25 protein-coding genes and 1 tRNA gene are annotated in these 23,494 nt (G+C 65.4%); 10 read left to right on the forward strand and 16 right to left on the reverse strand.

The annotated features are described in order from the left end of the window. Positions 1-2: 2 nt before the first annotated feature. A complete protein-coding gene (locus tag ACWF7A_RS40225) occupies positions 3-530 on the reverse strand; it encodes a hypothetical protein (protein ID WP_452255748.1) in 528 nt (175 codons plus the stop codon). 77 nt (positions 531-607) lie between these two features. On the opposite strand from ACWF7A_RS40225, the gene ACWF7A_RS40230 reads away from it, so the two are divergent. Together ACWF7A_RS40230 and ACWF7A_RS40235 are read left to right on the forward strand one after the other, a co-directional pair. Beyond that, complete coding sequence (locus ACWF7A_RS40230) at positions 608-1,420, forward strand: LLM class F420-dependent oxidoreductase (RefSeq protein WP_452255749.1); 813 nt, start codon at positions 608-610, stop codon at positions 1,418-1,420. 11 nt (positions 1,421-1,431) lie between these two features. Continuing rightward, a complete protein-coding gene (locus tag ACWF7A_RS40235) occupies positions 1,432-2,343 on the forward strand; it encodes a CobW family GTP-binding protein (protein WP_452255750.1) in 912 nt (303 codons plus the stop codon). Between the two features lie 5 nt (positions 2,344-2,348). On the opposite strand, the gene ACWF7A_RS40240 is transcribed toward ACWF7A_RS40235, so the two are convergent. The 3 genes from ACWF7A_RS40240 to ACWF7A_RS40250 all read right to left on the reverse strand — a co-directional run bounded on the left by ACWF7A_RS40240 (position 2,349) and on the right by ACWF7A_RS40250 (position 5,660). Then, a complete protein-coding gene (locus ACWF7A_RS40240; protein ID WP_452255751.1) occupies positions 2,349-3,371 on the reverse strand; it encodes a serine hydrolase domain-containing protein in 1,023 nt (340 codons plus the stop codon). Beyond that, the gene (locus ACWF7A_RS40245; RefSeq protein ID WP_452255752.1) at positions 3,368-4,429 is read right to left on the reverse strand and encodes a serine hydrolase domain-containing protein; all 1,062 of its coding nucleotides are present in this window, start codon (positions 4,427-4,429) and stop codon (positions 3,368-3,370) included. Before ACWF7A_RS40245 ends, ACWF7A_RS40240 begins: the two co-directional genes overlap by 4 nt. 157 nt (positions 4,430-4,586) lie before the next feature. Continuing rightward, positions 4,587-5,660 carry an aldo/keto reductase gene (locus ACWF7A_RS40250; protein WP_452255753.1) on the reverse strand — a complete coding sequence of 358 codons (1,074 nt, stop codon included), beginning with the start codon at positions 5,658-5,660 and terminating at the stop codon, positions 4,587-4,589. A 198-nt stretch (positions 5,661-5,858) separates the two neighbouring features. Here ACWF7A_RS40250 and ACWF7A_RS40255 point away from each other — a divergent pair. Beyond that, positions 5,859-5,934: transfer RNA gene (locus ACWF7A_RS40255), tRNA-Lys, on the forward strand. A gap of 74 nt (positions 5,935-6,008) precedes the next feature. Here the strand turns inward: ACWF7A_RS40255 and ACWF7A_RS40260 are convergent. From ACWF7A_RS40260 to ACWF7A_RS40295, 8 genes are all read right to left on the reverse strand, one after another. Then, positions 6,009-7,190 carry a tyrosine-type recombinase/integrase gene (locus ACWF7A_RS40260; protein WP_452255754.1) on the reverse strand — a complete coding sequence of 394 codons (1,182 nt, stop codon included), beginning with the start codon at positions 7,188-7,190 and terminating at the stop codon, positions 6,009-6,011. Next, the gene (locus tag ACWF7A_RS40265) at positions 7,190-7,384 is read right to left on the reverse strand and encodes a helix-turn-helix domain-containing protein (protein WP_090046234.1); all 195 of its coding nucleotides are present in this window, start codon (positions 7,382-7,384) and stop codon (positions 7,190-7,192) included. Before ACWF7A_RS40265 ends, ACWF7A_RS40260 begins: the two co-directional genes overlap by 1 nt. Positions 7,385-7,400: 16 nt before the next feature. Then, positions 7,401-8,975 (reverse strand): replication initiator, encoded by a 1,575-nt coding sequence (locus tag ACWF7A_RS40270; RefSeq protein WP_452255793.1) that lies wholly within the window; start codon positions 8,973-8,975, stop codon positions 7,401-7,403. A 26-nt stretch (positions 8,976-9,001) separates the two neighbouring features. Beyond that, positions 9,002-10,465 carry an FtsK/SpoIIIE domain-containing protein gene (locus tag ACWF7A_RS40275; protein WP_452255755.1) on the reverse strand — a complete coding sequence of 488 codons (1,464 nt, stop codon included), beginning with the start codon at positions 10,463-10,465 and terminating at the stop codon, positions 9,002-9,004. A gap of 417 nt (positions 10,466-10,882) precedes the next feature. Further along, a complete protein-coding gene (locus tag ACWF7A_RS40280; protein WP_452255756.1) occupies positions 10,883-11,143 on the reverse strand; it encodes an AMED_5909 family protein in 261 nt (86 codons plus the stop codon). Continuing rightward, positions 11,130-11,342 (reverse strand): hypothetical protein, encoded by a 213-nt coding sequence (locus tag ACWF7A_RS40285; RefSeq protein WP_452255757.1) that lies wholly within the window; start codon positions 11,340-11,342, stop codon positions 11,130-11,132. The genes ACWF7A_RS40280 and ACWF7A_RS40285 overlap by 14 nt, the downstream gene beginning before the upstream one ends. Positions 11,343-11,389: 47 nt before the next feature. After that, positions 11,390-11,590 (reverse strand): hypothetical protein, encoded by a 201-nt coding sequence (locus ACWF7A_RS40290; protein ID WP_065915786.1) that lies wholly within the window; start codon positions 11,588-11,590, stop codon positions 11,390-11,392. 3 nt (positions 11,591-11,593) lie between these two features. Then, positions 11,594-12,049, reverse strand: a complete 456-nt coding sequence (locus ACWF7A_RS40295; RefSeq protein WP_090102262.1) for a hypothetical protein — start codon at positions 12,047-12,049, stop codon at positions 11,594-11,596. 158 nt (positions 12,050-12,207) lie between these two features. Between ACWF7A_RS40295 and ACWF7A_RS40300 the strand changes: the two genes are divergently transcribed. Continuing rightward, positions 12,208-12,951: a DUF5919 domain-containing protein gene (locus ACWF7A_RS40300; protein WP_090046226.1), complete on the forward strand. Its 744-nt coding sequence runs from the start codon at positions 12,208-12,210 to the stop codon at positions 12,949-12,951. 10 nt (positions 12,952-12,961) lie between these two features. Further along, positions 12,962-13,435, forward strand: coding sequence for an NUDIX hydrolase (locus tag ACWF7A_RS40305; protein ID WP_452255758.1), 474 nt, complete (start codon positions 12,962-12,964; stop codon positions 13,433-13,435). On the opposite strand, the gene ACWF7A_RS40310 is transcribed toward ACWF7A_RS40305, so the two are convergent. Beyond that, on the reverse strand, positions 13,420-14,040 hold the full coding sequence (locus tag ACWF7A_RS40310) for an HD domain-containing protein (RefSeq protein WP_452255759.1): 621 nt from the start codon (positions 14,038-14,040) through the stop codon (positions 13,420-13,422). The two genes, ACWF7A_RS40305 and ACWF7A_RS40310, sit on opposite strands and share 16 nt — an antisense overlap. Before the next feature lie 180 nt (positions 14,041-14,220). On the opposite strand from ACWF7A_RS40310, the gene ACWF7A_RS40315 reads away from it, so the two are divergent. After that, positions 14,221-15,228, forward strand: coding sequence for an AAA family ATPase (locus ACWF7A_RS40315; RefSeq protein WP_452255760.1), 1,008 nt, complete (start codon positions 14,221-14,223; stop codon positions 15,226-15,228). 19 nt (positions 15,229-15,247) lie between these two features. Continuing rightward, positions 15,248-17,476 (forward strand): S8 family peptidase, encoded by a 2,229-nt coding sequence (locus ACWF7A_RS40320; protein WP_452255761.1) that lies wholly within the window; start codon positions 15,248-15,250, stop codon positions 17,474-17,476. Between the two features lie 761 nt (positions 17,477-18,237). Here the strand turns inward: ACWF7A_RS40320 and ACWF7A_RS40325 are convergent. Further along, positions 18,238-19,629 carry an MDR family MFS transporter gene (locus tag ACWF7A_RS40325; RefSeq protein WP_452255762.1) on the reverse strand — a complete coding sequence of 464 codons (1,392 nt, stop codon included), beginning with the start codon at positions 19,627-19,629 and terminating at the stop codon, positions 18,238-18,240. Positions 19,630-19,871: 242 nt separating this feature from the next. Between ACWF7A_RS40325 and ACWF7A_RS40330 the strand changes: the two genes are divergently transcribed. Beyond that, positions 19,872-20,954, forward strand: coding sequence for a serine hydrolase domain-containing protein (locus ACWF7A_RS40330; RefSeq protein WP_452255763.1), 1,083 nt, complete (start codon positions 19,872-19,874; stop codon positions 20,952-20,954). 73 nt (positions 20,955-21,027) lie between these two features. Next, the gene (locus tag ACWF7A_RS40335) at positions 21,028-21,723 is read left to right on the forward strand and encodes a hypothetical protein (RefSeq protein ID WP_452255764.1); all 696 of its coding nucleotides are present in this window, start codon (positions 21,028-21,030) and stop codon (positions 21,721-21,723) included. Here ACWF7A_RS40335 and ACWF7A_RS40340 read toward each other — a convergent pair. Beyond that, positions 21,682-22,164 (reverse strand): DUF6328 family protein, encoded by a 483-nt coding sequence (locus ACWF7A_RS40340; protein WP_452255765.1) that lies wholly within the window; start codon positions 22,162-22,164, stop codon positions 21,682-21,684. The two genes, ACWF7A_RS40335 and ACWF7A_RS40340, sit on opposite strands and share 42 nt — an antisense overlap. Positions 22,165-22,244: 80 nt before the next feature. Between ACWF7A_RS40340 and ACWF7A_RS40345 the strand changes: the two genes are divergently transcribed. Further along, positions 22,245-22,793, forward strand: coding sequence for a superoxide dismutase (locus tag ACWF7A_RS40345; protein WP_452255766.1), 549 nt, complete (start codon positions 22,245-22,247; stop codon positions 22,791-22,793). Here the strand turns inward: ACWF7A_RS40345 and ACWF7A_RS40350 are convergent. Next, on the reverse strand, positions 22,790-23,470 hold the full coding sequence (locus tag ACWF7A_RS40350; protein ID WP_452255767.1) for a DUF4241 domain-containing protein: 681 nt from the start codon (positions 23,468-23,470) through the stop codon (positions 22,790-22,792). The genes ACWF7A_RS40345 and ACWF7A_RS40350 overlap by 4 nt on opposite strands. Between the last annotated feature and the right edge of the window lie 24 nt (positions 23,471-23,494).

Here is a 23,494-nt window from a genome sequence, read left to right on the forward strand (position 1 = left end):
GTTCAGCCCCCTGTGGTGATGTCCACGACCCAGAAGAACTCGCCCTCTGCGTCGTAGTCGAAGATCAACGCGGTCTGCCCCGCTGTGAGTTCGGTGCTCTGTGCCGCTCGCACCTGAACGACCGCCGTACCGCCGTCGTCGGCGGTCACCTCGGCCTGCCCGTACTGCTCGGTGACCCTGGAGGTCCTGACGACCGCGGTGCGTCCCACGAAGTCGTTGCGGGACGCCGGTTTCTCCGGTTTCGTCCAGTTCCTGACCGGGATGAGAAGGATCTTCGTGACGAGTGCTCCCACGAGCAGCGAGCCCGCGAGGACCGCGTACCGGAGCTTGCCCTCGGGTGTGAGCACGGTGCCGACCAGCGCCGCGAACCACGTGATCACGATGAACATCGAGACCGAGATCGGCATGACGGGGGCGTCGAAGTCCAGGCCCACCAACGCCACTGTGAGCCAGTAGGCGAGCACTATGAGCAACAGCAGGCTGAACACCACGGTCGGAAACGCCAGCGCGGCAGCCAGGAACTCGGTCATCATCGCCCCCCTTCTCGACATTCTGATGCGCCGGGAGCCCGTTTCGTTGCACTTTCGGGAATGATCGATGGAAATCGATGGTTGCCTCGATCATGGACATCGGGGTGCAGGGGCTCAACATCGGTGACACGGCAGGCCCGGACGAGACGAGGAGGCTCGCCCAGCTGGCCGAGTCGCTCGGCTACCGGTCGTGGTGGGCGTCGGACCACGTGGTGCTGCCGTCGCCACGCGTCGACCCGTCACCGTCCGAACCGGACACCGTGATCGTGGATCCGCTGGCGCACCTGAGTTATGTGGCGGCCGTCACGTCCACCCTGGAGCTCGCGACCGGGATCGTGATCCTGCCCCAGCGCAACCCGCTCGTGCTCGCGAAGCAGGTGGCGTCGCTCGACGTGCTGAGCGGCGGCCGGTTCACGCTCGGCGTCGGCGCGGGCTACCTCGAACCGGAGATGACCGCGGTCGGGGCGACGTTCGCCGACCGGGGCGCCCGGACCGACGAGTACCTCGACGCGATGGACCAGCTCTGGCACGCGGAGGCGCCGTCGTTCTCGGGGAAGTTCGTGTCGTTCTCCGGCGTCGACGCCCATCCGCGTCCGTCGAACGTGCGCGTGGTGGTCGGCGGGCACAGCCCGTCGGCGTTCCGGCGGGCCGTGACGCGCGGGCAGGGCTGGTTCGGCATCGGCACGCCCGACGACATCCGCGGGCACCTCGCCCGGTTCCCCGAGCGCCCCGACGGCTTCCGGATCAGCGTGTCCGCGCAGGTCCCGCTCACCGCCGCGGTCGTGCGCGAGTACGAGGACCTGGGCGTGGACGAGCTGGTGATCTACCCGCCGATGTTCGACGGCACCGTGGATGAGGTGTTGCGGCGCAACGCGGAGTTCACCGGCTAGCCTCGGACGTCGTGATCCCCGTCGTCGTGCTCGCCGGCTTCCTCGGTTCCGGCAAGACCACCCTGCTCAACCACCTGCTGCGCACGTCCGGCGGCACGCGGATCGGCGTCGTGGTGAACGACTTCGGGCGGATCAACATCGACGCGTTCTCCGTCTCCGCCCAGGTCGACTCGATGGTGTCGCTGTCGAACGGCTGCCTGTGCTGCGCCGTCGACGGCACCGAGCTCGACGGGATGCTGTCGCGGCTGGCCTCGGCGGACCTGGACGTCATCGTGATCGAGGCGTCCGGGCTCGCGGAGCCGGCGGCGATGGTGCGGATGGTGTTGCAGGCGCCGGGGGTGTCGTACGGCGGGCTGATCTACGTGGTCGACGCGGTGGAGCTCTCGGCCGTGCCGCACCTGGAACGCGACCTCGCGTTGGCCGACCTGGTGGTGCTGAACAAGGTCGACCGGGTGTCGTCGGTGCCCACGTTGCCCTGCTCGGCTCCCGTGCTGCCGGTGTCGTACGGGCGGATCGACCCTGCGCTGCTGTTCGAGGTGCGTCCGCCGGACATGGGGCCGCGACAGTTGTCGTTCGACGACCTCGACGACCACTCGACGCACACGCACGCCTCGTACGACAGCGTGTCGTTCGAGTGTGAGGAGCCGTTGCACCCCAAGCTGTTCATGGACTTCCTCTCGGCTCGTCCCGAGGGGTTGTTCCGCGCCAAGGGTTTCGTGCGGTTCCCGCTCGGCACGTTCATGCTGCACACAGTCGGCGCGTCCGTCTCGTTCACCGCGGTCGACGACGACGCCCCGACTCAGCTGGTGCTGATCGGGGCGGGCATCGATCCGGAGTCGCTGACGGACTGGCTGCTGGCGTGCACAGCGGACGTACCGGTCACCGAGCAGGACATGCTCTGGGTGCTCCGGTACGCCCGCTGACGTCACTACTTCTTGCAGAGTGCGGTGTCCATGACGTCGAACATCTGCTGGAACTTCTTCGCGGGGTCGTCCCCGAACGTGCCGGGCAGCGCGGTGAGCGTGATCGCGGCGTTCTTGCCGCCGTCCGTCGCACCGCCGAGCGACGCCCAGCCGTGGATCGACCCGCCGTGCCCCCACCAGACCCCGCCGCAGCTGAGCCTGGTGGCCTCGAGGCCGAGTCCGTAAGCGCTCTTCTCGTCGACGGTGACGGTCTTGCGCATCTCGTCGAGCTGGGCCTTCGGCAGCACCTTGCCCTGGAGCAGGGCGTCGTAGAACCTGGCGACGTCCTTGGGCGTGGAGACCATCGCCCCGGACGCCCACGCGGCGGACGTCTCGATCTCCGTCGCGTTGACCACCTTCGACTTCGGGTCGAGCAGGTCGCTCAGCGCGTAGGCCTGCGCGTGCCGGCCGCGGATGCGCTGCTCGCCCTGGTTCGGCCAGTACGTGTCCTTCAGTCCGGCCTTGGCGATCACCTTGTCGATCGCCTCGCCGACCGGCCGTCCGCTGGCCTTCTGGATCAGCAGCCCAGCGACGACGTAGTTCGTGTTGCTGTACTCGTACCTCTCGCCCGGCTCGAACCGCTTCGGCTGGGCCAGCGCGGCGTCCAGGAGGTCGTGCGGCGCGAAGTACCGGTCGCGGACGTCGGCGATCTTCGGCACCCCGACCTGGATCACGTAGTCCGGCAACCCGCTGGTGTGCTGCAGGACCTGGCGCACCGTGATGCGGCTGTCCTCGACGTGCGGCACGTACTGGTTGACGGGCTTGTCGAGCTCGACCTTGTTCTCGGCGACCAGTTGCAGCGTCGCCGCCGCCACGAACGACTTGGTGATGCTGCCGATCCGCACCTGCCCGTTGACCGGCGCGTTCCCCCTGGCGTGGTCACGACCCTGCAGGTGCGCCTCGACACCGGGCGTGCCGTCCTTGACGATCTGGTCGAGCTGCTGGGGGACGAGGAGGCTCAGGGCCGCGACCGCGGCCACCGCGATCACTTGGCACCACACAGAGCAGCGTCCACAGTGGCCAGCATCGCGTCGTGGGCCTTGCCGGCCTCTTCCGGCGTGTCCTGGAAAGTACCCGGCAACGCCGTCACGGCAACGGAGAACGCCCGGCCGTCCGGCGCAACGCCACCCCGCGTCTCGTACCCGTGGATGTCACCACCGTGGCCCCAAGCGCGCCCACCACACGACAGCGGTGAGCTGGCGATGCCGAGCCCGTACTCCACGCCGGGCCACATCTCGCCCTTGGTGTCGACGGTCTTCTGCATCTCGTCGAGCTGCGCCTTCGGGAGGAGCTCACCCTTGAGCAGCGCGCGGTAGAAGGTGTTGAGGTCCTTGGTGCTGGAGATGATCTGCCCGGCCGCCCAGCCCCAGCTGGGGTCGAGCACGGTGACGTCCTCGATGCCGTTGCCCGTCTTCGCGTACCCCTTCGGGTGCTTGCCGCGGATCGTCTCCTCGCCCTGGTTCGGCCAGTAGGTGTCCTCGAGCTTGATCTTCTGGATGATCCGCTTGTCGACGTTCTCCGCCACCGGCCGCCCGGTGACCTTCTGCGTCAGCAGCCCGAGCAGCACGTAGTTCGTGTTGCTGTACTTGAACTTCTCGCCGGGCTCCCCGGTCTTGGGGTGAGCGTTGCCGATGTCCAGCAACTCGCGCGGCTCCACGTACCGGTGCCGCACCTCCTCGAACTTCTCGAGTCCCATGAACTCGGTGTAGTTCGCGAGCCCGCTGGTGTGGTTGAGCAGCTGCCGGACCGTGATCCGATCGTCCTCGACCGCCTTCGGCAGGTAGTGGTTGATCGGCTTGTCGAGCTCGACCTTGCCCTCCGCCACCAGCTGCATGACCACCGTCGCCACGAACGCCTTGGTGTTGGAGCCCGCCCGAACCTGCCCGTTGCGCGGCACCGGTTTTTGCTTGCCGAGCTCGGCCGTACCCGACGTGTAGGCCGTAGTCCTGCCGTTGGCGTCGGTCGTGGTCCCCAAGGCCGCCGGGAACTTGTGCTGCTTCGTGAGCCCGTCGAGCTGCTTCTGAACGGTCGTGGGCGACGCGGCCATAGCCGTTCCACTGAACAACATGGCCGCCGCCAAGACTCCAACCAGCGTCTTCTTCATCCTGTGCCTCCCCTTGCCGTGGTGAGGACAAGATTTCCAACCACGGGTGGGTCAGCGCAGTCACGCACACTTCCCTTCTGGAGGTGGAGCAGGCTCTACCTCAGTAGCGAACGTCGCTCTGCAACAACGGCGGATAGACCCCCGAAGCCTCGCCGTCCACCGTCGTCCCGGCGAACTGCAACATGGCCCGCAACTCCCCGTGCAGGCCGGCGGGATAGTTGAGGTCGGGCTGCGACACCGCGTCGAGCCGAGCGATCTGCTGTTCTGCGAGCACCACTTCGTCGAGGTTGCTCTCCAGATGCTCCAGCTTCCGCGCCCCGATGATCGGCACCACCGTGCCTTCGCGCTGCCGGAGCCAGGCCAACGACACCGCCGCAGCAGACACGCCGAGCTCGTCGGCGACGCTGGTGACCACGTCGATGACCTCGAACTCCCGCGGGCTCGGCCCACCGACGAACTTCGTCCGTTCCGAGTCGGTGACCTGCCCGTTCCGCCGGTACTTGCCGCTGAGGAACCCGTTCTTGAGTGGACTCCAAGGCACCAGCGCCAAGCCGAAGTCCCTGCTCATGGGCCCGATCTCACCCTCGACCGTCCGCGCCAGCAGCGAGTACTCGACCTGCAACGCGATCAACGGCGTCCAGCCCTCGAGCAGCGCCATCGTCTGAGCCTGCGCCGTCACCCACGCAGGCACGTTGGAGAACCCGATGTACCCCACCTTGCCCGATCCCACCAGGTCGTCGAGAACCCGCATCGTCTCCTCGACAGGCGTGTTCCGATCCCAGTTGTGCATCCAGTAGAGGTCGAGGTAGTCGGTCTGGAGCCGGCGCAGGGTCTCGTCGAGCTGCCGGCGGACAGCGAGACGCCCAGCCCCACCACCATTGGGATCGCCGGGGTGCATGTTGAAGAAGAACTTGGACGCCAACACCACCCGATCCCGGTTCTTCTGGGCCTTGAAGAAGTCGCCGAGGATCTTCTCCGAGTGCCCGTTGGTGTAGAAGTTGGCGGTGTCGATGAAGTTCCCGCCACGATCGAGGTAGGCCTGGAGGATCTTCTCGGACTCCTCGACGCTGGCCCCGGCACCCCCGGGGTCCTCGCCGAAGGTCATCGCGCCGAGCGCGAAGGGGCTGACGCGGAGGCCGGAGCGGCCCAGGGTGACGTAGTGGTCGAGCGGCATCTCTTGGCTCCTCGGAGTGGTCTTGTGCTGACACCTCCGATTTCAGTCCTGTCTGTCTTGGGTTGGTACTCCGATCCGGCTTGGTTCTTGCCTGATCCTCTTCGGGGTGGGTTCTCGGGTGCTGTGGCGGCGCGTCAACCGTGAGGTTGGCAACCCGGAGGACAGGTGGAGGTGGAGATCGGTAGGCTGTCCCGGCGAGGGCTGCTAGCTCAATTGGCAGAGCAGGAGACTTTTAATCTTCGGGTTCAGGGTTCGAGTCCCTGGCGGCCCACCAAACCCCCAGGTCACAGGCCTGGGGGTTTCGCTTTGTCCGGGCGTCCCCACACTTAACCCACACAAAACCGCTGGTCATTCAACTTCGCCGTCTTCTGCTTGATCGTCTTTTGGCCCTCCGAGCGCGTCCTCCAGGGCGTCAGCAGCGCGCCGGTCGACCAGCTTCCGACCCATGTAGGTGTCCTGCGTCATCGACGGCCGCGCGTGGCCGAGCTGGTCCGCGACCTGCCGCGCGGAGAGTCCCGCCTCATCGAGGATGGTCGCCGCCGTCTTCCGGAAGACGTGCGAGGTCACCCAGGCGAACTCGTCCCCGCCCCTCGCTTTCCGTAGGTCCTTCCGGGTGTTGGACGGGTCACGGAGGCCACCGAGGGCATCCGGGAAGATCGGCCCGTTCGGAAAGCTGGAGGTCTTGCGCCTCCTTTGGAGCATGTCGAGCGCCCATCGCGGGAGCAGGAGCGTTCGCTCACCGGCCTCCGTCTTGGTCGACTTCCGGATCAGCCCGATGTCCTTGACTCGGATCACCGTGTAGTTCACGGCGACCGTGCCAGCCTCGAAGTCGACGTCCTCCCAGTAGACGGCCAGCGCCTCACCGATGCGAACGCCCGTGGCCATCATGAAGCGCGACAGGTCAGGCAGGTCCCGCTTCACGGCCTTGGGGTCCGACTCCAGCATGTCGAGCCAGCGGACCCGTTCCTCCAGCGTGAGCGCCCGCGGACTCTTCTTCCGGCCGGCCTCCAGCGGTTCCGCCTCCCTGACCGGGTTCGTGTCCAGCGCCTTGTCCCGGACAGCGATCCGCAGCGCCCCCGAGATCACCGACCGGGCAGTCTTCGCCGTGTCCACGCTGACCGACCGCCACAACGCACCAAGGAACGCGTCCACCCGGGCCACCGTCATCTCACGAATCCGCAGCTCACCGAGGCCAGGGAGCACATGCCGGTCCATGATGCTGCGGTACGTGTCGAGGCTGCTTGGAGACCTCTTCCCAGCGTCAACGAGCGCCTGGAACTTCGTGAACCACTGGTCCAAGGCTTCCTTGAACCGGCTCTCGCGCGTCAGCGAACTGCCGGACGGTCCCTTCCTCTCGGCGAGCGCCTTCTTGAGGCTCCGCTCTGCGGCGCTCTTGGTCTTCCCCCACCGCTCAACGGTTCGCGTCTTGCCGTCGTAGTCGCGGTACTTCGTGGTCGCACGCCAGCCGGAATCCGTTTCATAGCAACGAATCGCGCCGTACGTGCCGAGGTCCAGAGGTGGACGCCCCATCAGGCTGCCTCCTCAAGCAGGTGCTCAAACCAGCTCCGCACCTCGGACGGCAGGTACCGCAGATGCTTGCCGATACGCCGAGCAGGCGGCCCGTAGTTCTTGGTCCTCCAGCCGTAGAGCGTGTGCACCGGAACGTTCAGGTAGGCCGCAACGTCGCTGACTGTCCACAGTGGCTCGAACTGACGTGTCTCCATGATGTTCCCCTTTAGATCAAGCAGCGTGCGGAGTTGCCGAACTCCCCGGAGGTCCGGCAGATGCGAGCAGCGCGGCCGTGTATTCGGCCTTCCACCTCCGCCGCTCAGCGACGGCGCTCAAGAGCAGATGTGCTCGAGGCGGCACGTTCGGGTCACCGGGTTCGACGTTGTTCCAGACCACCCGTTGAGGCTGGTCCTCGGGCTTGATGCCGACGTCCGCGAGCAGTTGCCGAACGAATGTCTTCCGGTCGTGCTTGTGGTCAGCGAGCGACTTCCCAGACCACTTCCGCGACACGAGCACCCGCCGACCGGCAACGCCGAGCGTGGTCCGCTTGTGCGCCTTCCCCTTGCACTTGCCAGGCACCGTGGACAGCCGAGCCCCGCGAGGCTGGACGCCGTAGAGCAACCAGACCGGGCATTGCGGCGAGCACGGCGTGACCGCGAGCTCAGCGCAGAGGCGTTCGGCGTGGTCCTCCTGGCGGGCCGTCTGCGCCTCGAAGCACTCGTTGATGCTCTTGGTGAGGTACTTCGTCAGGTAGCCGATGTGTCGGCCGGCCTCTTCGGTCCCGCCGAGGATGCCCTTGGAGTGCACCTGCACCCCGAACCGCGCGACGTGCGCGGGCCGCTCCACCTGGTCGAGCGCGTCTTCCCAGGTAGGCAATGCCTTTCGCGTCTGCGGATCAACGAAGCCCTTGGCCCGGACGTCCCACACCGGCAGGTTGTCGCCGCCGTACTTGATCTCGTCATGCTCAGGCCACCAGACCTGGTGGTACGTGGCCTCAGCGACCGCCCTCAGCTCTGCCCGCGAGATGGAGCCCCGAACCGCCGCGTGCCAGTGCGGAGCAAGCCGACGTTGTGGCTCGACCGCAGAGAAGTACTGAACCTCCCAGCCCACACAGCGCCGCAGGTTCTGAACGAACCGATCGAGCAATGTCGCGAAGTGCACCGCGTCCCGAGCAGCACGCCGGTAGTTGTACGTGGCCGGATCAACTGGCGTGCCGTCACTGCGGACCTTGCCGTAGGTGTCGAGCGTCAGCGTGAGGAATGTCGAGGGCCGGTACTTGCCTCCGAAGACCTTGCCGACCGTTCGCTTGCTGACCGGCCGTCGAGGCAGATTGGGCGCGTCCTGCCGCCGCCTCGTGGACCGCTTCCTCACACCCTTGAGCGGCATCTCCAGAGAGGGGAGTGAACCGCGGACTCCGAGTTGCCGAAGTTCGGCGTCGACCTCCGCGACCTCTTCCTGGACCTCTTCGGCTCCGACCTCGTCACCCTCATCGAGGGCCAAGCGGAAGGCCTTCACGAGGTCAGCCCGGTAGGCGGTCAGCTCCCGCTGATCGTCGCTGGGAGCGTTCGGCGTGAAGTCGGGCTCTTCGGTGAGGTGCCATCCCTCGCGACACTGCGCCATCCGCAGACGCCGGTTCTTCTCAGCGCAGGTTGGGCACACGCTTGCTACGGTCGAACCGCACGGCACAGGCACGATGTCCACGCGTCCGGTGTCGAGGTCGATCCGCTCCTTGGCCAACGGCCGCACACAGACGCCGTGCTCCTCAGCAACGGCCCGAGCGATATCGAGCGCGGCCGGCTGCTTCATCCGCTCCGAGCGAGTCAGGTACTCGGTCACGCTGCCGCCCTCCCTTCACCGCTGGTCGGGAACTCGTGCACTGTGGCCGGGGCGAGGTAGACGCCCAGCTCGACCAGGTCCGCGTCCGTGACGTGGAAGGCCCGAGCCCTCTCCGGTTCGCGCTGCCCGTCCTCCTTCAGCCAGGCGACACCAGGCGTGTTCTCACTGATCTCATGAGCCGCCGCGCCACGCTGCCGAACGCCATCGCCCAGGACCATGTCGACTTGGACCGGCTCATCGAGCCGCAGCGCAACGCGGGTGGTGAACAGGTGTCGGAAGGAGACGACCTCCTTGCGCGGGTCTTGGACCAGGCCGACGACGGCGTAGCCAGGAGCACGTCCTTGCGAGGTGATCGTCTGAACGGCACGCGTAGCGCGTTCCCGGAGGTTCCGGTCGGGCTGGTAGGCGATCAGGTCCGCCAGTTCATCCACGATCAGGACCGTGAACGGCTCACCCGTGCCGCGTGCCCAGAGCCGACGGATACCCCGGTACCGTGCCGCACGTTCCTTGACCTCTGCGGCGATTTCTTCAAGCAGCGCAACAGCTTCAGGTCCGTTGTCGTAGACGACCTTCTCGAACGCGTCCGGACACTGACCCAGCTCCATACCGCCCTTGGGGTCGATCCCGACGAGGCGGACCATGCCGGCCTTGATAGCCGGGGCGAGCTGCCAGACGATCGACCACAGCACCGAACCCTTGCCAGCGCCGGGCACCCCGACTACGAGCACCTGAGACCCGAGCAGCTTCAGCCGCCACGGCTTCCCGGTCTCCGTACGGCCCACCACCACGCGCTTGAGATCGACGTCCCCCACAGCGGCGAGCTGCGGCACGGCCACCGGACGCGACAGCGGATCGGAGTGGATGAAGTCGAGCTCAAGCACGCTCGGCCGCAGCACCCGCACACGACAGGACCGCGCGTTGAACGAGTGCGCCAGATTGTCCCGTCGCGCTTCCCACTGCTCCGGAGACTGAGCCGGGATCATGCGAACCCGGACCTTGTCCCGCCATCCCTCCGACCGGACGCGACGCAGCTTCGGGCGGTACTCCCTGCCTCGACTGTCTTTGGCCAGCTCAGCCAGTCGCATCACGGTGCACCAGTGCGGCACGTACACCGTGAGCCGCCGCCACTCGGTCAGCACGCGGTACCAGCCGTACCGCAGGAACGAGCCACGATCGAGGCCGAACCAGACCATCAGAGCACACACGAGCGACAGCAGCGCCAGGACGAGCGGCGACAGCCCGAACTGGCGATAGCCGATGTAGCCGCCGAGGCAGGCCGTGACCGCGACCGGGTACCGGACCGCCACCAGGACGAGCTTCACGCCCAGTCGGCCGGCGAGCCAGATCAGCGCGACCGGCGCGAGCAGAACCTTGATCCAGCCGGGAAGCCACACCCACCACGGGACCCGTGGACGTGCACCCTCGAACGGTGCGGGGTCGACCCATCGGGTGCCCGTCATCGCGCACCGCCAACGCACTTTAGGCACTGGAAGACGCTGCCAACGCTGGGGATGCGCCCAACAGGCTGGAACGCTCCCGAAGCGGCGGTGTGCTGCGCCCGGCAGGTGAGGCATTCGAAGCCCCGAGCCTGTGCCGCAGTGAGTTCCATCGTCTCCAGCGAGCCGCCGTCGAGCATCACGGCGTAGGTGGAAACGGTCTGCCTGGTGGAGATCATCTGATCCCCATCTAGCGCACGAATGCGCTCAGGCTCTACGCTCATCTTGTTCACTCCTGAGTTGGGTGGACAACGCAGGAGCGGCAAGGTTGGTAGCCGGTTTCCGCTCCTGCGTCTCACGTTCTCTTTGCGCCGCAACAAGACGTGCGGCATCGCCACATGACCCAGCAGAGTCATGCGCTCTGTCCAATGAGGACTTCCGCTACTTCTTCACCGTCTTCGCGACCTTGATCGCCTCCCCCTTCTCGCGCTCACGGTTCGCCCAGTACATGGCCTCGTGGTGGTGGCTGCGATCGGTCTCGGCGACACGGGCGTAGATGGCGGCCGAGCGGAGGTAGTAGTCCCTCAACACCTCGGGCGCGGACTTAGGATTGGGCAGGAGCTTGCTCAGGACGTCGTGCGCCTCGCTCAGCGTCCGAGCCTGTTCCGCCAAGCCCCAGTGCATGGCGTTAGCCGCGGACATCGGGAGCCTCCTCCGCGAGCGCGTGACGCCCCTCCTGGTTGCCGAGATGGTCAGCCAGCTTGGCCGCCTCCTGCGACAACTCCCGGCAGAACCGCATCAGCACGTCCGAGCCGCCGGGGAAGGGCGGGAGCTGGATCGCGATGTTGACCGGGTCGAGGTAGATGGCCAGCGCCGGAACCTCGGGCGTCACCCGGATCATGGCCGCGCCAGCGTCTCGACCGGGTGTACAGGTGGCGTTGAACCCCATCACTGACCACCCCGCGCCGCATCGAGAGCCGTCTGTCCCTCAGCGACAGCTTCAGCAAGGCGAGGCAGTGCCTCAGCGTCGACCACCAGGACGGCCGGGAAGGCATTGCCCAGCCGGAACTCGACCCGTCCAGCGAAGACGAGCGGTTCAACCCGGATCGGCAGGTTTGCCGTCAGGTGCAGTCGCATCAAGTCGGCCACGGATCACGCCGCCTTGGGCGCGGGCTTGGCCGCGACGGCCGCCTTCATGCCGGTGGCGCGCAAGCTGTAGCCCAGCTTCGCCCGGCAGCGGTGACGCTCACCGACGTGGCCACCACGGCAGCCCTTGTCATCGATCCACGGCGTGACCGTCAGCCCCTCGAACACGGCGGGCCGGATATCCGTGCCGGGGATCGCCTCGGGCGGAACGGGCCGGTGAGGTGCGGAAATCTTGACCGTGACCGCCGCGTCCGTCTTGCGCTCCGCCGCCTGGTCGATCACCAGGACGGACCAGACGAGCAGCCCGTTGTCCTTATCGACCTCCTGCTCGACGGGGAGCCCCTTGGCGCGGTCCTCCGCCGACTGGAACTTGAGCACCGGCTCGACGCCCATCACGAGCGCGCCCCTCGGGAACACGAAGTCGTGACCCGCCGGGAGCCTGCTCCCACCTGTGATCGCCATCGTCGTTCTCCTGTCGTTCGTGCCGGCCAGGGCTGGTCCCCGACGTTTCGGCACCTACGACTTTCGACGAATCGGCAGGACGTCAACACCACACATAAGGACAACTACAGACGTCTCGGCTACATTGAAGTCGTCCCTAGTTGTACGGAGGGTGGATCATGCCGAACCAACGCCTGCGGGATGCGTTGCTGCGCAACACTTTGGGCTTCGATGAAGTCGCCAAGGCAACCGGCGTAGACCCGAAGACTGTCGAACGGTGGATCACGCAGGACCGGACGCCGTACCCGCGCCACCGGCACGCCATCGCCGCGATGGTCCGCGAGACGGAGACCTACCTCTGGCCGGACGCCGTCGCACCGGAGAAGAAGAAAGAGATCAACGAGTCCGAGGTCGTCCAGGTCTACGCACACCGCCACGCCGTGCCGCAGGACATATGGGGACACCTGATCGAGCAGTCCAAGATCAGCATCTCGATCCTCGTCTACGCCGGCATGTTCCTCGTGGACAACCCAGCCCTGATCAAGACGCTGCGCCAGAAGGCAGAGAACGGCGTCCGGATCCGGTTGCTGCTCGGAGACCCGGCAAGCCGTGAGGTCGCACGCCGCAGCGAAGAAGAGGGCATCGGCAAGACCACGCTTGGCGCGAAGATCCGCAACGCCCTGGCCATCTACAAGCCGCTGGCCGAGGTGCCCGGCGTTGAGATCCGACTTCACGGCACGACGCTCTACAACTCGATCTACCGCTTCGATGACGAGATGCTCGTGAACACGCACGTGCACGGCTTCATGGCAGCTCACGCCCCGGTCCTGCACCTGCGGCGATTGTCCGGTGGCGACCTGTTCGAGACGTACGCCGAGAGCTTCCAAGGCGTCTGGGATGGCGCGAAGCCGCCGAAGTGGTAGGCAGGTAGGCATGGCTCGCATTGATCACTACAACGACCCGAACGCACCGAAAGCGACCAACATCGTCGTGGCAGTGACGGCGTTCGTGCAGGACGAGCAAGGCCGGCTGTTGATGATCCGGCGGACCGACAACGACCTGTACTCGATCCCCGGCGGAGCCCAGGACGTCGGCGAGACCATCGGCCACACCGTCATCCGCGAGGTCAAGGAAGAGACCGGGATCGACGTGGAACCCGTCGACATCATCGGCGTGTACTCCGATCCCGCGCACGTCATCGCGTACACGGACGGTGAGGTGCGACAGCAGTTCTCCATCTGCTTCCGAGCGCGGCTGATCGGCGGCGAACTGCGCACCAGCGACGAGTCCAGCGAAGTTCACTGGGTCAGCCGCGGAGACCTCGACACGCTGAACATCCACCCATCCATCCGACTTCGGATCGAGCACGGGTTCGAGGAGCGGTCGAGGCCCTACTTCGCGGTCTGATCCAACCCTGCAACGCGGAGCCGCTCCTCGGTCCGGACTACCGCGCCTGCCAGCTCAGGACGGGCCTCGCGGATGAACAGAGTGACCAACGACTCCGGGCCATAACGCTTCTGAATCTCCTCGATGCGGTCGTTCAAGTTCGTGGGTTCACCGTCAGGACTCGTCGTCATGTCGGCCCACCACAGCGCATCTCGAAGCACCCCCTCCTCGTCTACCCACTCTGTGAGCTCAGCCGATAGGCCTCTGAGCTCAGCCTCTCGAAACGCGCACGAGTGGTGAGCAACAAGGGCACAGAGGCGGGTTGGCGCACCTTGATCGCGAAGAAAACTGGCACCGTCCAGCGGATGAAAGCCTGTCGCTGCAAGCTCAGGCGCGTAGCCGATGTCATGCAGTAGAGCCGCAGCCCTCAGCATCTCCGCATCTTGTGACGACAGTAGGGCCTCAGCAACACCCACACGCTTGGCGACGCCGTTCACGTGCCTCCAACGCCGTGGCAGCGAAGCCTGCAGCATGTCGTCCACCAACGAGCGCGCCCAACTCATCAGCTGCATCTGCGCAACGCTACAACGCTTACGCATCAAGCGGATCGACACCACCAGCACCACCGCGCAAGAGTGGGCGACTCTGGACCGAATGATCTATAGCTAGTCCACTCAGGCTGCTAACATCACTCTGTGCAGGACAAACGCGCTCCAACAGGACCGGACGACTCTGACAAGATCGAACAGGATCTAGTCCAGTTGGCCAGGCTCGCCCTATCCGGGCGGACGGTCGAGGTACCACCGATGCTGCGCCGCTTGGCCAGGCGCTACCGAGACTCGCGCCCTCGCATCGCATCGTCACTGATCGACATGCTTCGCGAGAGCCCCATGCGAGGAGTCGAGGGGCGAGCGGCCGCAATGGCCCAGCCAGTTGATCAGGAGTCGAGACTGCCCCTGGTCAGACAAGACGACCTCAACATCGTTCATATCGTCCCAATTCTTAGCGAGGCCGTAAGGAAACGAGTCGATCAGATTGCGCAAGAATATTCAAATCCCGCGCCGCTTCTTCAGGTAGGCCTCGCCCCCACGAGGACCGCCCTATTCACAGGGCCTCCAGGAGTAGGAAAGACGCTTTCAGCGCAATGGTTGGCATCTCAACTCAAGCTACCGCTGCTCACGCTGGATCTATCATCGGTAATGAGTAGCTTTCTCGGTCGCACAGGTGCAAATGTTCGCCGGGTACTCGACTACGCTAAATCAACCCCCAGCGTACTGCTAATTGACGAGTTGGATGCTGTTGCAAAACGCCGAGATGACGCGACCGAACTCGGCGAACTAAAAAGGCTTGTCACAGTTCTCCTGCAAGAGATCGACAACTGGCCTGAGGGATCCCTACTTCTGGCAGCGTCAAATCACGCCGAGCTGCTCGACCCCGCCATCTGGCGGCGGTTTGAAATGACTATTGATTTTCCGCTTCCCGGGGTCAATGAAATCAGGACAGCACTCGAACATCACCTGAGCGAACAAGCAATCGATGTAGACCTCATCGAAATACTTTCTCAACTCTGCATAGGAATGTCGTTTAGCAACATCGAGCGCGAAGTCACTCAAGCACGACGGTTCGCAGCTATCGGCCAGATACCAGTCGAACAGGCACTACTTGAAAGAGTCAAAGAGCAGATGGTGACACTGCCAACAGCTCGCAGAGTTGAACTTGCGATGCGCCTAATGAAAGAAACCCAAATCTCTCAGCGTCGCACCAGCGAACTGACTGGCGTTAGCCGCGACACCCTGCGTAGGCGTCAACAGTAAACGAGGACAAGGAGCAATCATGCCGGACGACAGGAAGTTTCTTCTCGGGTATGGCGAACGACTAACGGAAGGCATAATCCCGCCGGGAGGAGGTGGCGGAAATGAACCTTCATATACCTTTGATCAGGCGGTCGCACGGCTAACACCCATGATAACCACGACCGCGCAGTCATTGGACTCACTCCCCAGAGGCGCATGTCCAAACAACGAAGCGGTTGGCGTGGTGACACTTCACCCACAATGGATCGCAAAGTCGTATCATCCCGCAAATCTGCTTAACGACTTCAACCTTCGACAAGTGGGAAGTCGCCCAGCAGAAATTCAACCAGAGAAATGGTCGAAGAAAATAGATCCCGAGCCGGCAGCCACGACCGAGCTATTTGTCGCTGGCCGCCGTGAAGCGTTCGACAGGTGGGCGGCCGCCATGTCAAGTGGCGCACACAACCTCGGATCAACATCGCGTGACCAACTCCGAAAGATCGAATCCGTACGAGCGCCGGCAGCTTCTGAACGCTTGCGGATCAACGACAGCCCGTCTGGAACACTTCTTGAAGTCGTACTGCATGCCAACGCAAGTCAATCAGCCATTTACATCTTGCAGGCATTTTCCGACTACGCTTTGACGTTGGGGGCACGACCACACTTTGAACAGCGCCTACACGCTGGTGGACTCTGCTTTGTACCTGTCGAGCTAGGGGACAACGGCACGCTCTCCGAACTGGCCAAGTTCGCCTTTCTGCGCGTCGCGCGACCCATGCCGCGCCTGAGGAATATTCCTACTATCGAGCGCGCACGCCCTATGCCTCAGTTGTCACCTTGCGCTCTTCCTGACGCAGACGCAGTAGACCCCGACCTCCGCGTGGCGGTTTTCGATGGAGGAATTCCAGAACAACATTCACTTGGGCGCTGGGTTGCCGCAATCGAGCCCAGCGGAACTTCCACGCCGAACGAAAGTTTCCGCAGTCACGGGCACGACGTCACTTCCGCTCTGCTGTTTGGAAGCCTGACTCCAGGAGAGACCGCACCCCAGCCATATGCCCTCGTGGACAACTTTCGCGTTCTTGACGAGGAGTCCGCGCAGGATCCGTATGAACTGTACACAGCACTTCGACGAATCCAAGCTGCTCTGGCAGAACGGAACTATGAGTTCTTCAACCTGAGCATTGGACCTAGCCTTTCAATCGAGGACGACGAGGTTCACCCGTGGACCGCGATTCTTGACGAACACCTCTCTGACGGCCACGCACTTGCCACCATCGCCGTTGGAAATAATGGCAACCTGAGCGCGCTCGAAGAAGAGTTGCGGATTCAGGTCCCATCCGATGCCGTTAATGCAATGGCTATTGGTGCCGCAGATAGCCAAAAAGACGGATGGAAACGAGCGCCGTACAGCGCTTTTGGGCCAGGACGAAGCCCTGGGCGTGTAAAGCCAGATGTTATCCACTTCGGCGGGGTCGAGCGCGAACCGTTCATCGTATATAGCGCAGACGACGCACCCAAATTGGCCATGACCCGAGGTACATCGTTCGCCTCGCCAGCAGCACTACGAATGGCTCTCGGTGTCCGCGCACACTTTGGCGAGCGGCTCAGTCCGCTGGCCCTGAAGACGCTCTTGATCCATGGCGCCGACAACTCAGATATGGATAAATCAGAAGTCGGCTGGGGACGACTTCCTAGTCTGATTGACGATCTGGTTGTCTGCCCTGACGGGACGGTTCGCGTCGTCTACCAAGGAGAACTAAACCCCAGCCAGTACCTGCGCGCTCTACTCCCTCTTCCCGAATCTTCTCTCAGCGGCTTCGTAACCGTGGATGCCACGTTCTGCTACGCCACAGCAGTGGATCCACAGGATCCAGGAAGCTACACGCGCAGTGGGCTAGAAGTTGTGTTTCGTCCGCACGCAAAAAAGTTCAAAGACGCCGCGACCGAGCCTACTTCGAGCTCATTCTTTCAGCGGAGTGACTACGATAATGAGCGGACACTGCGAAACGATGCCCAGAAGTGGGAGACAACACTTCATCGCAGCAAGCGGTTCCGCGGATCATCGCTCTACCAGCCAGTGTTCGACATTCACCACAATGCGCGCACGGGCGGCGGGGCTGCGAGCGGGGTCGACAGGATCCGTTACGCACTGGTGATCACTGTTCGATCGACTAGGACGCCCGATATTTACGACCAAGTGGTGCGTACATACGTTGGCCGCCTAGAAGCGTTCCGGCCACGAATCGAGATCCCGATTCAGACGTAAGGCCGTCTCTTGCTGCATCGCTGCAACGGACTTGGAGGTATTGCCGAATTTTGCTCTACGGGATCAAGGCCGCCGCTGGCGGCACGCTCCGCGTACGGCGAACACCTTCCATCCCGGCACTCCCGGCATCCGCTTCGCTGCGCCGGTCGGCCGGGCGGCGCTGCGCGCCGTCCTCCGGCCTTACCCAGCCGGCGAGTTGCCCCATACGGCCATGTCGGCCAGCAGCTCCCTACGAGCGCCGTCAGGGTCACCGTGGACTTGCCGGTCATGGCGCTCGACTGCCGCGCCGGCTTCGCCGCCTTGCCACCGATCCAGGACCAGACGAAGCCGCGGGAACGCCCCGATGAGCACCAAGCCGAGCCACCCCGACGCTACGAGCATGACAACGGCCGGCGATGCCGCGTCAAGGCTGGAACGAGTACCTTGACCCGACGCCACCGGCCGCGTTCGAGGCTCAGTGTCGGGATGATGGCAGGAGTGTGGGTGAGTCCAGAAGACCAAGATCAACCCACACTTAACCCTCACAAAACGACGACAGACGTCGAGAAACGACTGTCCAAAGTGCTCTGATCAAGACCGCATCCGCGCAGGTAGTGAGCACCGTCGAGGAAGATCGGCGAACAACACCAAGCGAGTGCTCTTACTCTTCGGGTTCAGGGTTCGAGTCCCTGGCGGCCCACAACTTCGCTCTCTGCGCGAACCAGAAGGGGCCGGCGTCGGAACTCCAACGCCGGCCCCTTCTGCTCTGACTTGGAACAACGTCAGTGCACCACCACGTCCCCCGACGTGCTGGTCCGGTTGGGCAGCAGAGCCGCGGCCACGATCGTCCCCACCGCCAGCACGGTCGCGATCACGAACGCCACCCTCATGCCGCTCAACTGCGCCGAAGCGGCGCCCACCCCCTCGGCCACCAGCGAGCTGGAACGGGCCGACATCACGGTCACGACCAGCGCGGTGCCGAGGGCCGCCGCCACCTGCTGCAGCGTGCCGAGGATCGAGCTGCCGTGCGGGTACATGTTCGACGGCAGGGCTCCCATGCCCAGGGTGAAGATCGGCGTGAAGGTCGCGGCCAGGCTCACCATCAGGAGGGCGTGCAGGGCCAGGACCTGCCAGTACGGCATGGTCATCGAGACCTGGGTGAAGCCGGCGAGGGACAGCACGATGCCGACGGCGCCGGGGAGGACCAGAGGGCGGCTGCCCAGTCGGTCGTAGATTCGGCCGACGGTGGGGCCCAGCAGGCCCATGGCCAGGCCGCCGGGCATGAGGAGCAGGCCCGTCTCCAACGGGGTGAGGCCCCGCAGGTTCTGCAGGTAGAGGGGCAGCAGGATCATCGAGCCCATCATGGCGAGGAACGCGATGCACATGAGGGCCAAGGCCAGCGCGAAGGTGCGGTGGGTGAGGGTTCGGAGGTCCATCAGCGGGGCGCCGGTGCGCTGCAGCTTGAGCTGGCGCAGGACGAAGAACGCGATGGTGGCGGCGCCCGCCACGACGATGCCGATGCTCGGGCCCAGGTTGCCGTGGCCCTCGCCGAACAGACTCAGGCCGTAGACCAGGCCGCCGAAGCCCAGGGTGGCCATGATCGCTGAGGCCCAGTCGAGGGTGCTGACCTCGGGCTCGCCGATGTTGTCGAGGTGGCGGAGGCCGAAGTACGTCACCGCGCCGGCGATCGGGAGGACTGCCACGAAGAGCAGGCGCCAGGAGCCCAGTTGCAGGATCAGGCCCGAGATGGCCGGGCCCATGGCCGGGGCCACGGAGATCGCCAGGGTCACGTTGCCCATCACCCGACCGCGGTCCTGTTCCGGCACGACGGTCATGAGCGTGGTCATGAGGAGCGGCATCATCACTGCGGTGCCTGCTGCCTGCACGATGCGGCCCAGCAGGAGAATCGTGAACGTCGGGGCCACGGCCGAGAGGGCGGTGCCGGCCAGGAAGACGCCCATCGCGATCGCGTAGCCCTGGCGGGTGGTGACTCGCTGCAGGAACCAGCCGGTGACGGGGATCACTGCGGCCATGGTCAGCATGAACGCCGTCGAGACCCACTGGGCGGCCTGTTCGGTCACGTGCATCGACTCCATGAGGCGCGGAATCGCGTTGATCATCAAGGTCTCGTTGAGGATCACGACGAACGTCGCCAGCACCAGAAGGCGCACCACCAGTGGCGTTTTGCCCGCTTGTGCGGTGGGTCGGTCTTGGATCGCAGCAGGCATGTCAGGCCCTCACTCGGTTGCTGGCATCAGGTTCTTCGTGACACCGGAGAAGACCTGCAGCGTCGAAGGAACTCATCGGTACGCCCGAGTCTCCCTCATCGTCGCGGTGGTCTCATCCGGGTTTTCGTCTACCTGGACGTCGAACCGGCGGACCGCGAATCGACAGTTCGGTCCGTAAGTTTTTTCGCGTGGGGTTGAGCGAGCTGATCGCGAAGTACGACGTGCCGGGTGCCCAGGTGGCCGTTCTCGCAGGTGGGGAGGTCCGGGACGAGGCGGCGGGCCTGGCGGGCGAGGTGTTCAGGGTCGGGTCGATCACCAAGCTCTGGACGGCGACGCTCGCGCAACGGCTCGTGGGCGACGGGCTGCTGGACCTCGACCAGCCCGTTCGCCGTCATCTGCCTGGGTTCGACCCGGCGCTCACGGCTCGGCAGCTCCTCACTCACACGGGCGGCCTCGCGCTCGCGTCGGAAGAGCAGTTCGTTGCGCCCGGAACGGTCTTCTCCTACTCGAACAGCGGGTTCGTGGTGCCGGCACGGCTGGTGGCGGCGGTGAGCGGCCGGCCGTTCGACGACGTGCTGCGCGAACGGCTGGTCGAGCCCCTCGGGGTGCGGTCCGTGGTCACGGGGGTCGGTCACGGCACCCTGCCCGGCGCGTCGGACTTCGCCATGAACGCGCGGGACCTGCTCGAGTTCGTGCGGTTGCACCTCGACGACCCCGAGCTCGCGGTGCTGCGGGAGACGCAGGTCGAGGCCGTTCCGGACTTCGGCGGCGGGGTCACCGGGTGGGGTCTCGGGTGGATGCTCTACCCGGACGGCGTGGTCGGCCACACCGGGGTTGCCAAGGGGCACAAGGCTTATCTGCGTGTCGTGCCGGCGTCCGGCACCGCTGTGGCCGTGCTGACCAACAGCGCGCACAGCGAACCGCTGGCACACGAGATCTTCACCGGGCTGTTGAAGGAGGTCGCTACGAAGGCACCTCCCACGCCCGCGGAGAACCCAGGGCCGATCGACGCGGCTCGGATGTGCGGCACCTACCGCACTCAGCTTTACGACATCACGCTCGCGGTCGAGGGCGGCAGGGCCGTTCTGATCTACCAGCCGCGCACGGAAATCGGCCGAGCGAAGCGGGTCGAGGTCGTGCGGCACGGTGAGACCTCCGTCATCGCCGTCGAACCCTCGGACGGCGGCTATCAGGTGTTCTCGCTGGTCGGCCGGGACGAGAGAGGACGAGCGCGGTTCCTGCACAACGGAGCGGCGGCCTGCCGGGTCTAGGACCACGGGCCGAGAAGGCAGTCGGACCGCGGGCCGATCACATGTCGTCGCGACGGTGACAGCGTCTACGACCATGAGGTTTCCGAACGGGTGGGTTGGTGGCGCGGCGCTGGTCGCCGGGCCTGTGCTGTTGCTGGTGGGCACGCTGTTGCGCTCGCCGTTCCACTTCTTCTTCCCCGACCAGCTGAGGGCCGCCGCGGAGCACCCCGGGCTGATGCAGGCGGCCTACACGGCGTTCCTGGCGGGCCAAGTCGTCATGTGGGCGGCGGTCGCGTACCTGGTGCAACGGATCGGCGTCCGCAGTCCCGGGTGGGCGACCTGGGGCGGGGTGCTGGTGACGGTCGGGCTGTTCGCGCGGACGTTCCACGCCGGGGTCGACCACGCGGCCTTCAGCGCCACCAGGAATCTGGGGGTCTCGCAGGCCACGGAGCTGGTGGCGCGCGGGTACGGCGACCTGCACCTGTTCAGCTTCCTGTCCTTCACGATCATGTTCGGCTGGTTCGTGCTGGCGTTCGCGGCGTACCGCGGCGAGGTGCTCGGCAAGGTCCGGGCGGTGGCGCTGGCGACCATGGGACTGTTGCCGCTGGGCGTGCTGAAGGGCACCGAGGTGTTGTCGGTCGTCGGGACGGTCGGGCTGTGCGTTGCCTTGGTGCCGTTGGGAATCCGGACGCTGCGAGCACTGCCGCGGCCTACGAGGAAGAACGTGCTGACGGCCGTGCCGGTCGCGCTAGGGCTCGGGGCTCTCGCGGTGCTGAGCACCATGGGATGAGGCGAACGGCAGCGCGAACCACAGGCCGGTGAACGCGGCGAACGCCAGCACCCCGACCACGATGGCGGGCCAGCCGCCCAGGACCACCTCGGCGAGCAGGAGGACGGTGCCGGTCATCGCGAGGGCCAGGAAGGCGAGGCCTGTCAGGGCGAACGTGTTGCCGTGCCGGACGACGTCCTCGCGGCGGCCCTGGCGGAAGAGCACGCGGTGCCACGCGGCGGGGGCGGTCAGGAAGGCGACGGCGATGGCCGCGCACAGGACCGTGATGAGGTGTGTGACGCGGATGTACGACCCGACGGAGTTGTACTTGTCGGTGAACGCGATGGAGAGCAGGAAACCGAAGAGGATCTGCACGCCGGCCTGGGCCACGCGCAGCTCCTGGAGCAGCTCGTTGATGTTGCGCGCGAGTCTGCGCTGGTCGGACTCCTCGGCTTCGCTCACCACTGGCGCGTACCCGCTTTCGCCCAGTTGAAACGCCGACAAATGGCGAAGCTGGGCCGTTGGCACTAAGCAAGAGGTCCATGAGGACCATTGCGGCAGCGATCGCCGCCACGCTCGTGTTCACCGGAACCGCGCACGCCGAGCCCGCTCAGGTGGCGCACACGTCCGCGAAGTTCGAGACCTACAGCACTACGGCGAAGGCCGTGACGTACGACGCGGAGAAGGTGCCGGCCGCAGCGAAGGTCACCGTGGTCGGTGTGCCGAAGGTCAGCGGCGGCACCTCGGTGTTGTTGGTGCTCAAGGGATTGCTGCCGAACCGGGCCTACGGTGCGCACGTCCACGTGAAGAAGTGCGGCGCGGCACCGGCCGACTCGGGACCGCACTTCCAGAACGTCCCCGACCCGGTGCAGCCGTCCGTCGACCCGGCCTACACCAACGCGCGCAACGAGATCTGGCTCGACGTGCACACCGACGGCAACGGGTTCGCCCACACCGAATCCACTGTGGACTGGCAGTTCACCGAGAAGCACGCACAGTCCGTGGTGCTCCACAACGAACACACGCACACCAAGCCCGGCGAGGCAGGCACCGCCGGGCCACGACTGGCGTGCGTGAACGTCGCCTTCTAGACCTTGTTGATCACAAAGAAGTCAGTCACGAACGCGACCGGGTCGCCCGCGGTGTTGCGGCCGACCCACGTCGGGTAGACGCCGTCGCCCCAGCCCGTCGAGAACGCCACGACGTTCAGCCCGGACCGGGGTTCGGTCACGTTGGCCGGGCCACGGCCTCCGCCCACGGCGCCGAGCGCGTCGATCAGCTCGCAATTGCCCAGCTCGTCGTCGCTGACCAGCCGGTCCAGCACGGAAGCCGTGGCGAGGTCGAAGAACGCGCCGGTGCTCGACTTCACGTCGTACCCGAACTCCGGCATCACCGGCAGCATCGGCACGTGCTCGCCCGGCATCACCGCGGGACGCCACGAGTACGCGGGCTCGTCGCTGATCATCACCCTGGCGGCCGCGACCCGGTAGCCCTGCCGCTCGTCGGGGACGCCATCGCCGTCTATGTAGGAGACCAGCGAGACCGACACCGGGTAGCGGCCCGGTTCGACGGCGTCGGTGAACGCCTCGGCGTCCTCCGGCCACACGACGAACGGGTCGGCCGCCACGAGTCTGCCCGTCGGCAGGGCCAGCTCACCCACCTCTTCGACGGTGATGACCTGCTGTTCGCCGCCACCTGTCGACGAGCCCACCGGCCCGTCGACGAAGAACCGCTCGAACCCGGACCTGATCAGTGCAACCGCCCCCATGAGCTAGGCCACCTCCGACTGCAT

The organism is Lentzea sp. NPDC055074 (assembly GCF_053608005.1).

Bases quoted from the DNA above. Each gene is read 5' to 3' on its own strand.
- ACWF7A_RS40225 (WP_452255748.1), bottom strand. From the start codon at position 530: ATGACCGAGTTCCTGGCTGCCGCGCTGGCGTTTCCGACCGTGGTGTTC.
- ACWF7A_RS40230 (WP_452255749.1), top strand. From the start codon at position 608: ATGGTTGCCTCGATCATGGACATCGGGGTGCAGGGGCTCAACATCGGT.
- ACWF7A_RS40245 (WP_452255752.1), bottom strand. From the start codon at position 4,429: ATGGCCGCGTCGCCCACGACCGTTCAGAAGCAGCTCGACGGGCTCACG.
- ACWF7A_RS40250 (WP_452255753.1), bottom strand. From the start codon at position 5,660: ATGCCGCTCGACCACTACGTCACCCTGGGCCGCTCCGGCCTCCGCGTC.
- ACWF7A_RS40260 (WP_452255754.1), bottom strand. From the start codon at position 7,190: ATGGGGCGTCCACCTCTGGACCTCGGCACGTACGGCGCGATTCGTTGC.
- ACWF7A_RS40265 (WP_090046234.1), bottom strand. From the start codon at position 7,384: ATGGAGACACGTCAGTTCGAGCCACTGTGGACAGTCAGCGACGTTGCG.
- ACWF7A_RS40270 (WP_452255793.1), bottom strand. From the start codon at position 8,975: ATGAAGCAGCCGGCCGCGCTCGATATCGCTCGGGCCGTTGCTGAGGAG.
- ACWF7A_RS40275 (WP_452255755.1), bottom strand. From the start codon at position 10,465: ATGACGGGCACCCGATGGGTCGACCCCGCACCGTTCGAGGGTGCACGT.
- ACWF7A_RS40280 (WP_452255756.1), bottom strand. From the start codon at position 11,143: ATGTCCGCGGCTAACGCCATGCACTGGGGCTTGGCGGAACAGGCTCGG.
- ACWF7A_RS40285 (WP_452255757.1), bottom strand. From the start codon at position 11,342: ATGATCCGGGTGACGCCCGAGGTTCCGGCGCTGGCCATCTACCTCGAC.
- ACWF7A_RS40295 (WP_090102262.1), bottom strand. From the start codon at position 12,049: ATGGCGATCACAGGTGGGAGCAGGCTCCCGGCGGGTCACGACTTCGTG.
- ACWF7A_RS40300 (WP_090046226.1), top strand. From the start codon at position 12,208: ATGCCGAACCAACGCCTGCGGGATGCGTTGCTGCGCAACACTTTGGGC.
- ACWF7A_RS40305 (WP_452255758.1), top strand. From the start codon at position 12,962: ATGGCTCGCATTGATCACTACAACGACCCGAACGCACCGAAAGCGACC.
- ACWF7A_RS40315 (WP_452255760.1), top strand. From the start codon at position 14,221: ATGCTGCGCCGCTTGGCCAGGCGCTACCGAGACTCGCGCCCTCGCATC.
- ACWF7A_RS40320 (WP_452255761.1), top strand. From the start codon at position 15,248: ATGCCGGACGACAGGAAGTTTCTTCTCGGGTATGGCGAACGACTAACG.
- ACWF7A_RS40335 (WP_452255764.1), top strand. From the start codon at position 21,028: ATGAGGTTTCCGAACGGGTGGGTTGGTGGCGCGGCGCTGGTCGCCGGG.
- ACWF7A_RS40345 (WP_452255766.1), top strand. From the start codon at position 22,245: ATGAGGACCATTGCGGCAGCGATCGCCGCCACGCTCGTGTTCACCGGA.
- ACWF7A_RS40350 (WP_452255767.1), bottom strand. From the start codon at position 23,470: ATGGGGGCGGTTGCACTGATCAGGTCCGGGTTCGAGCGGTTCTTCGTC.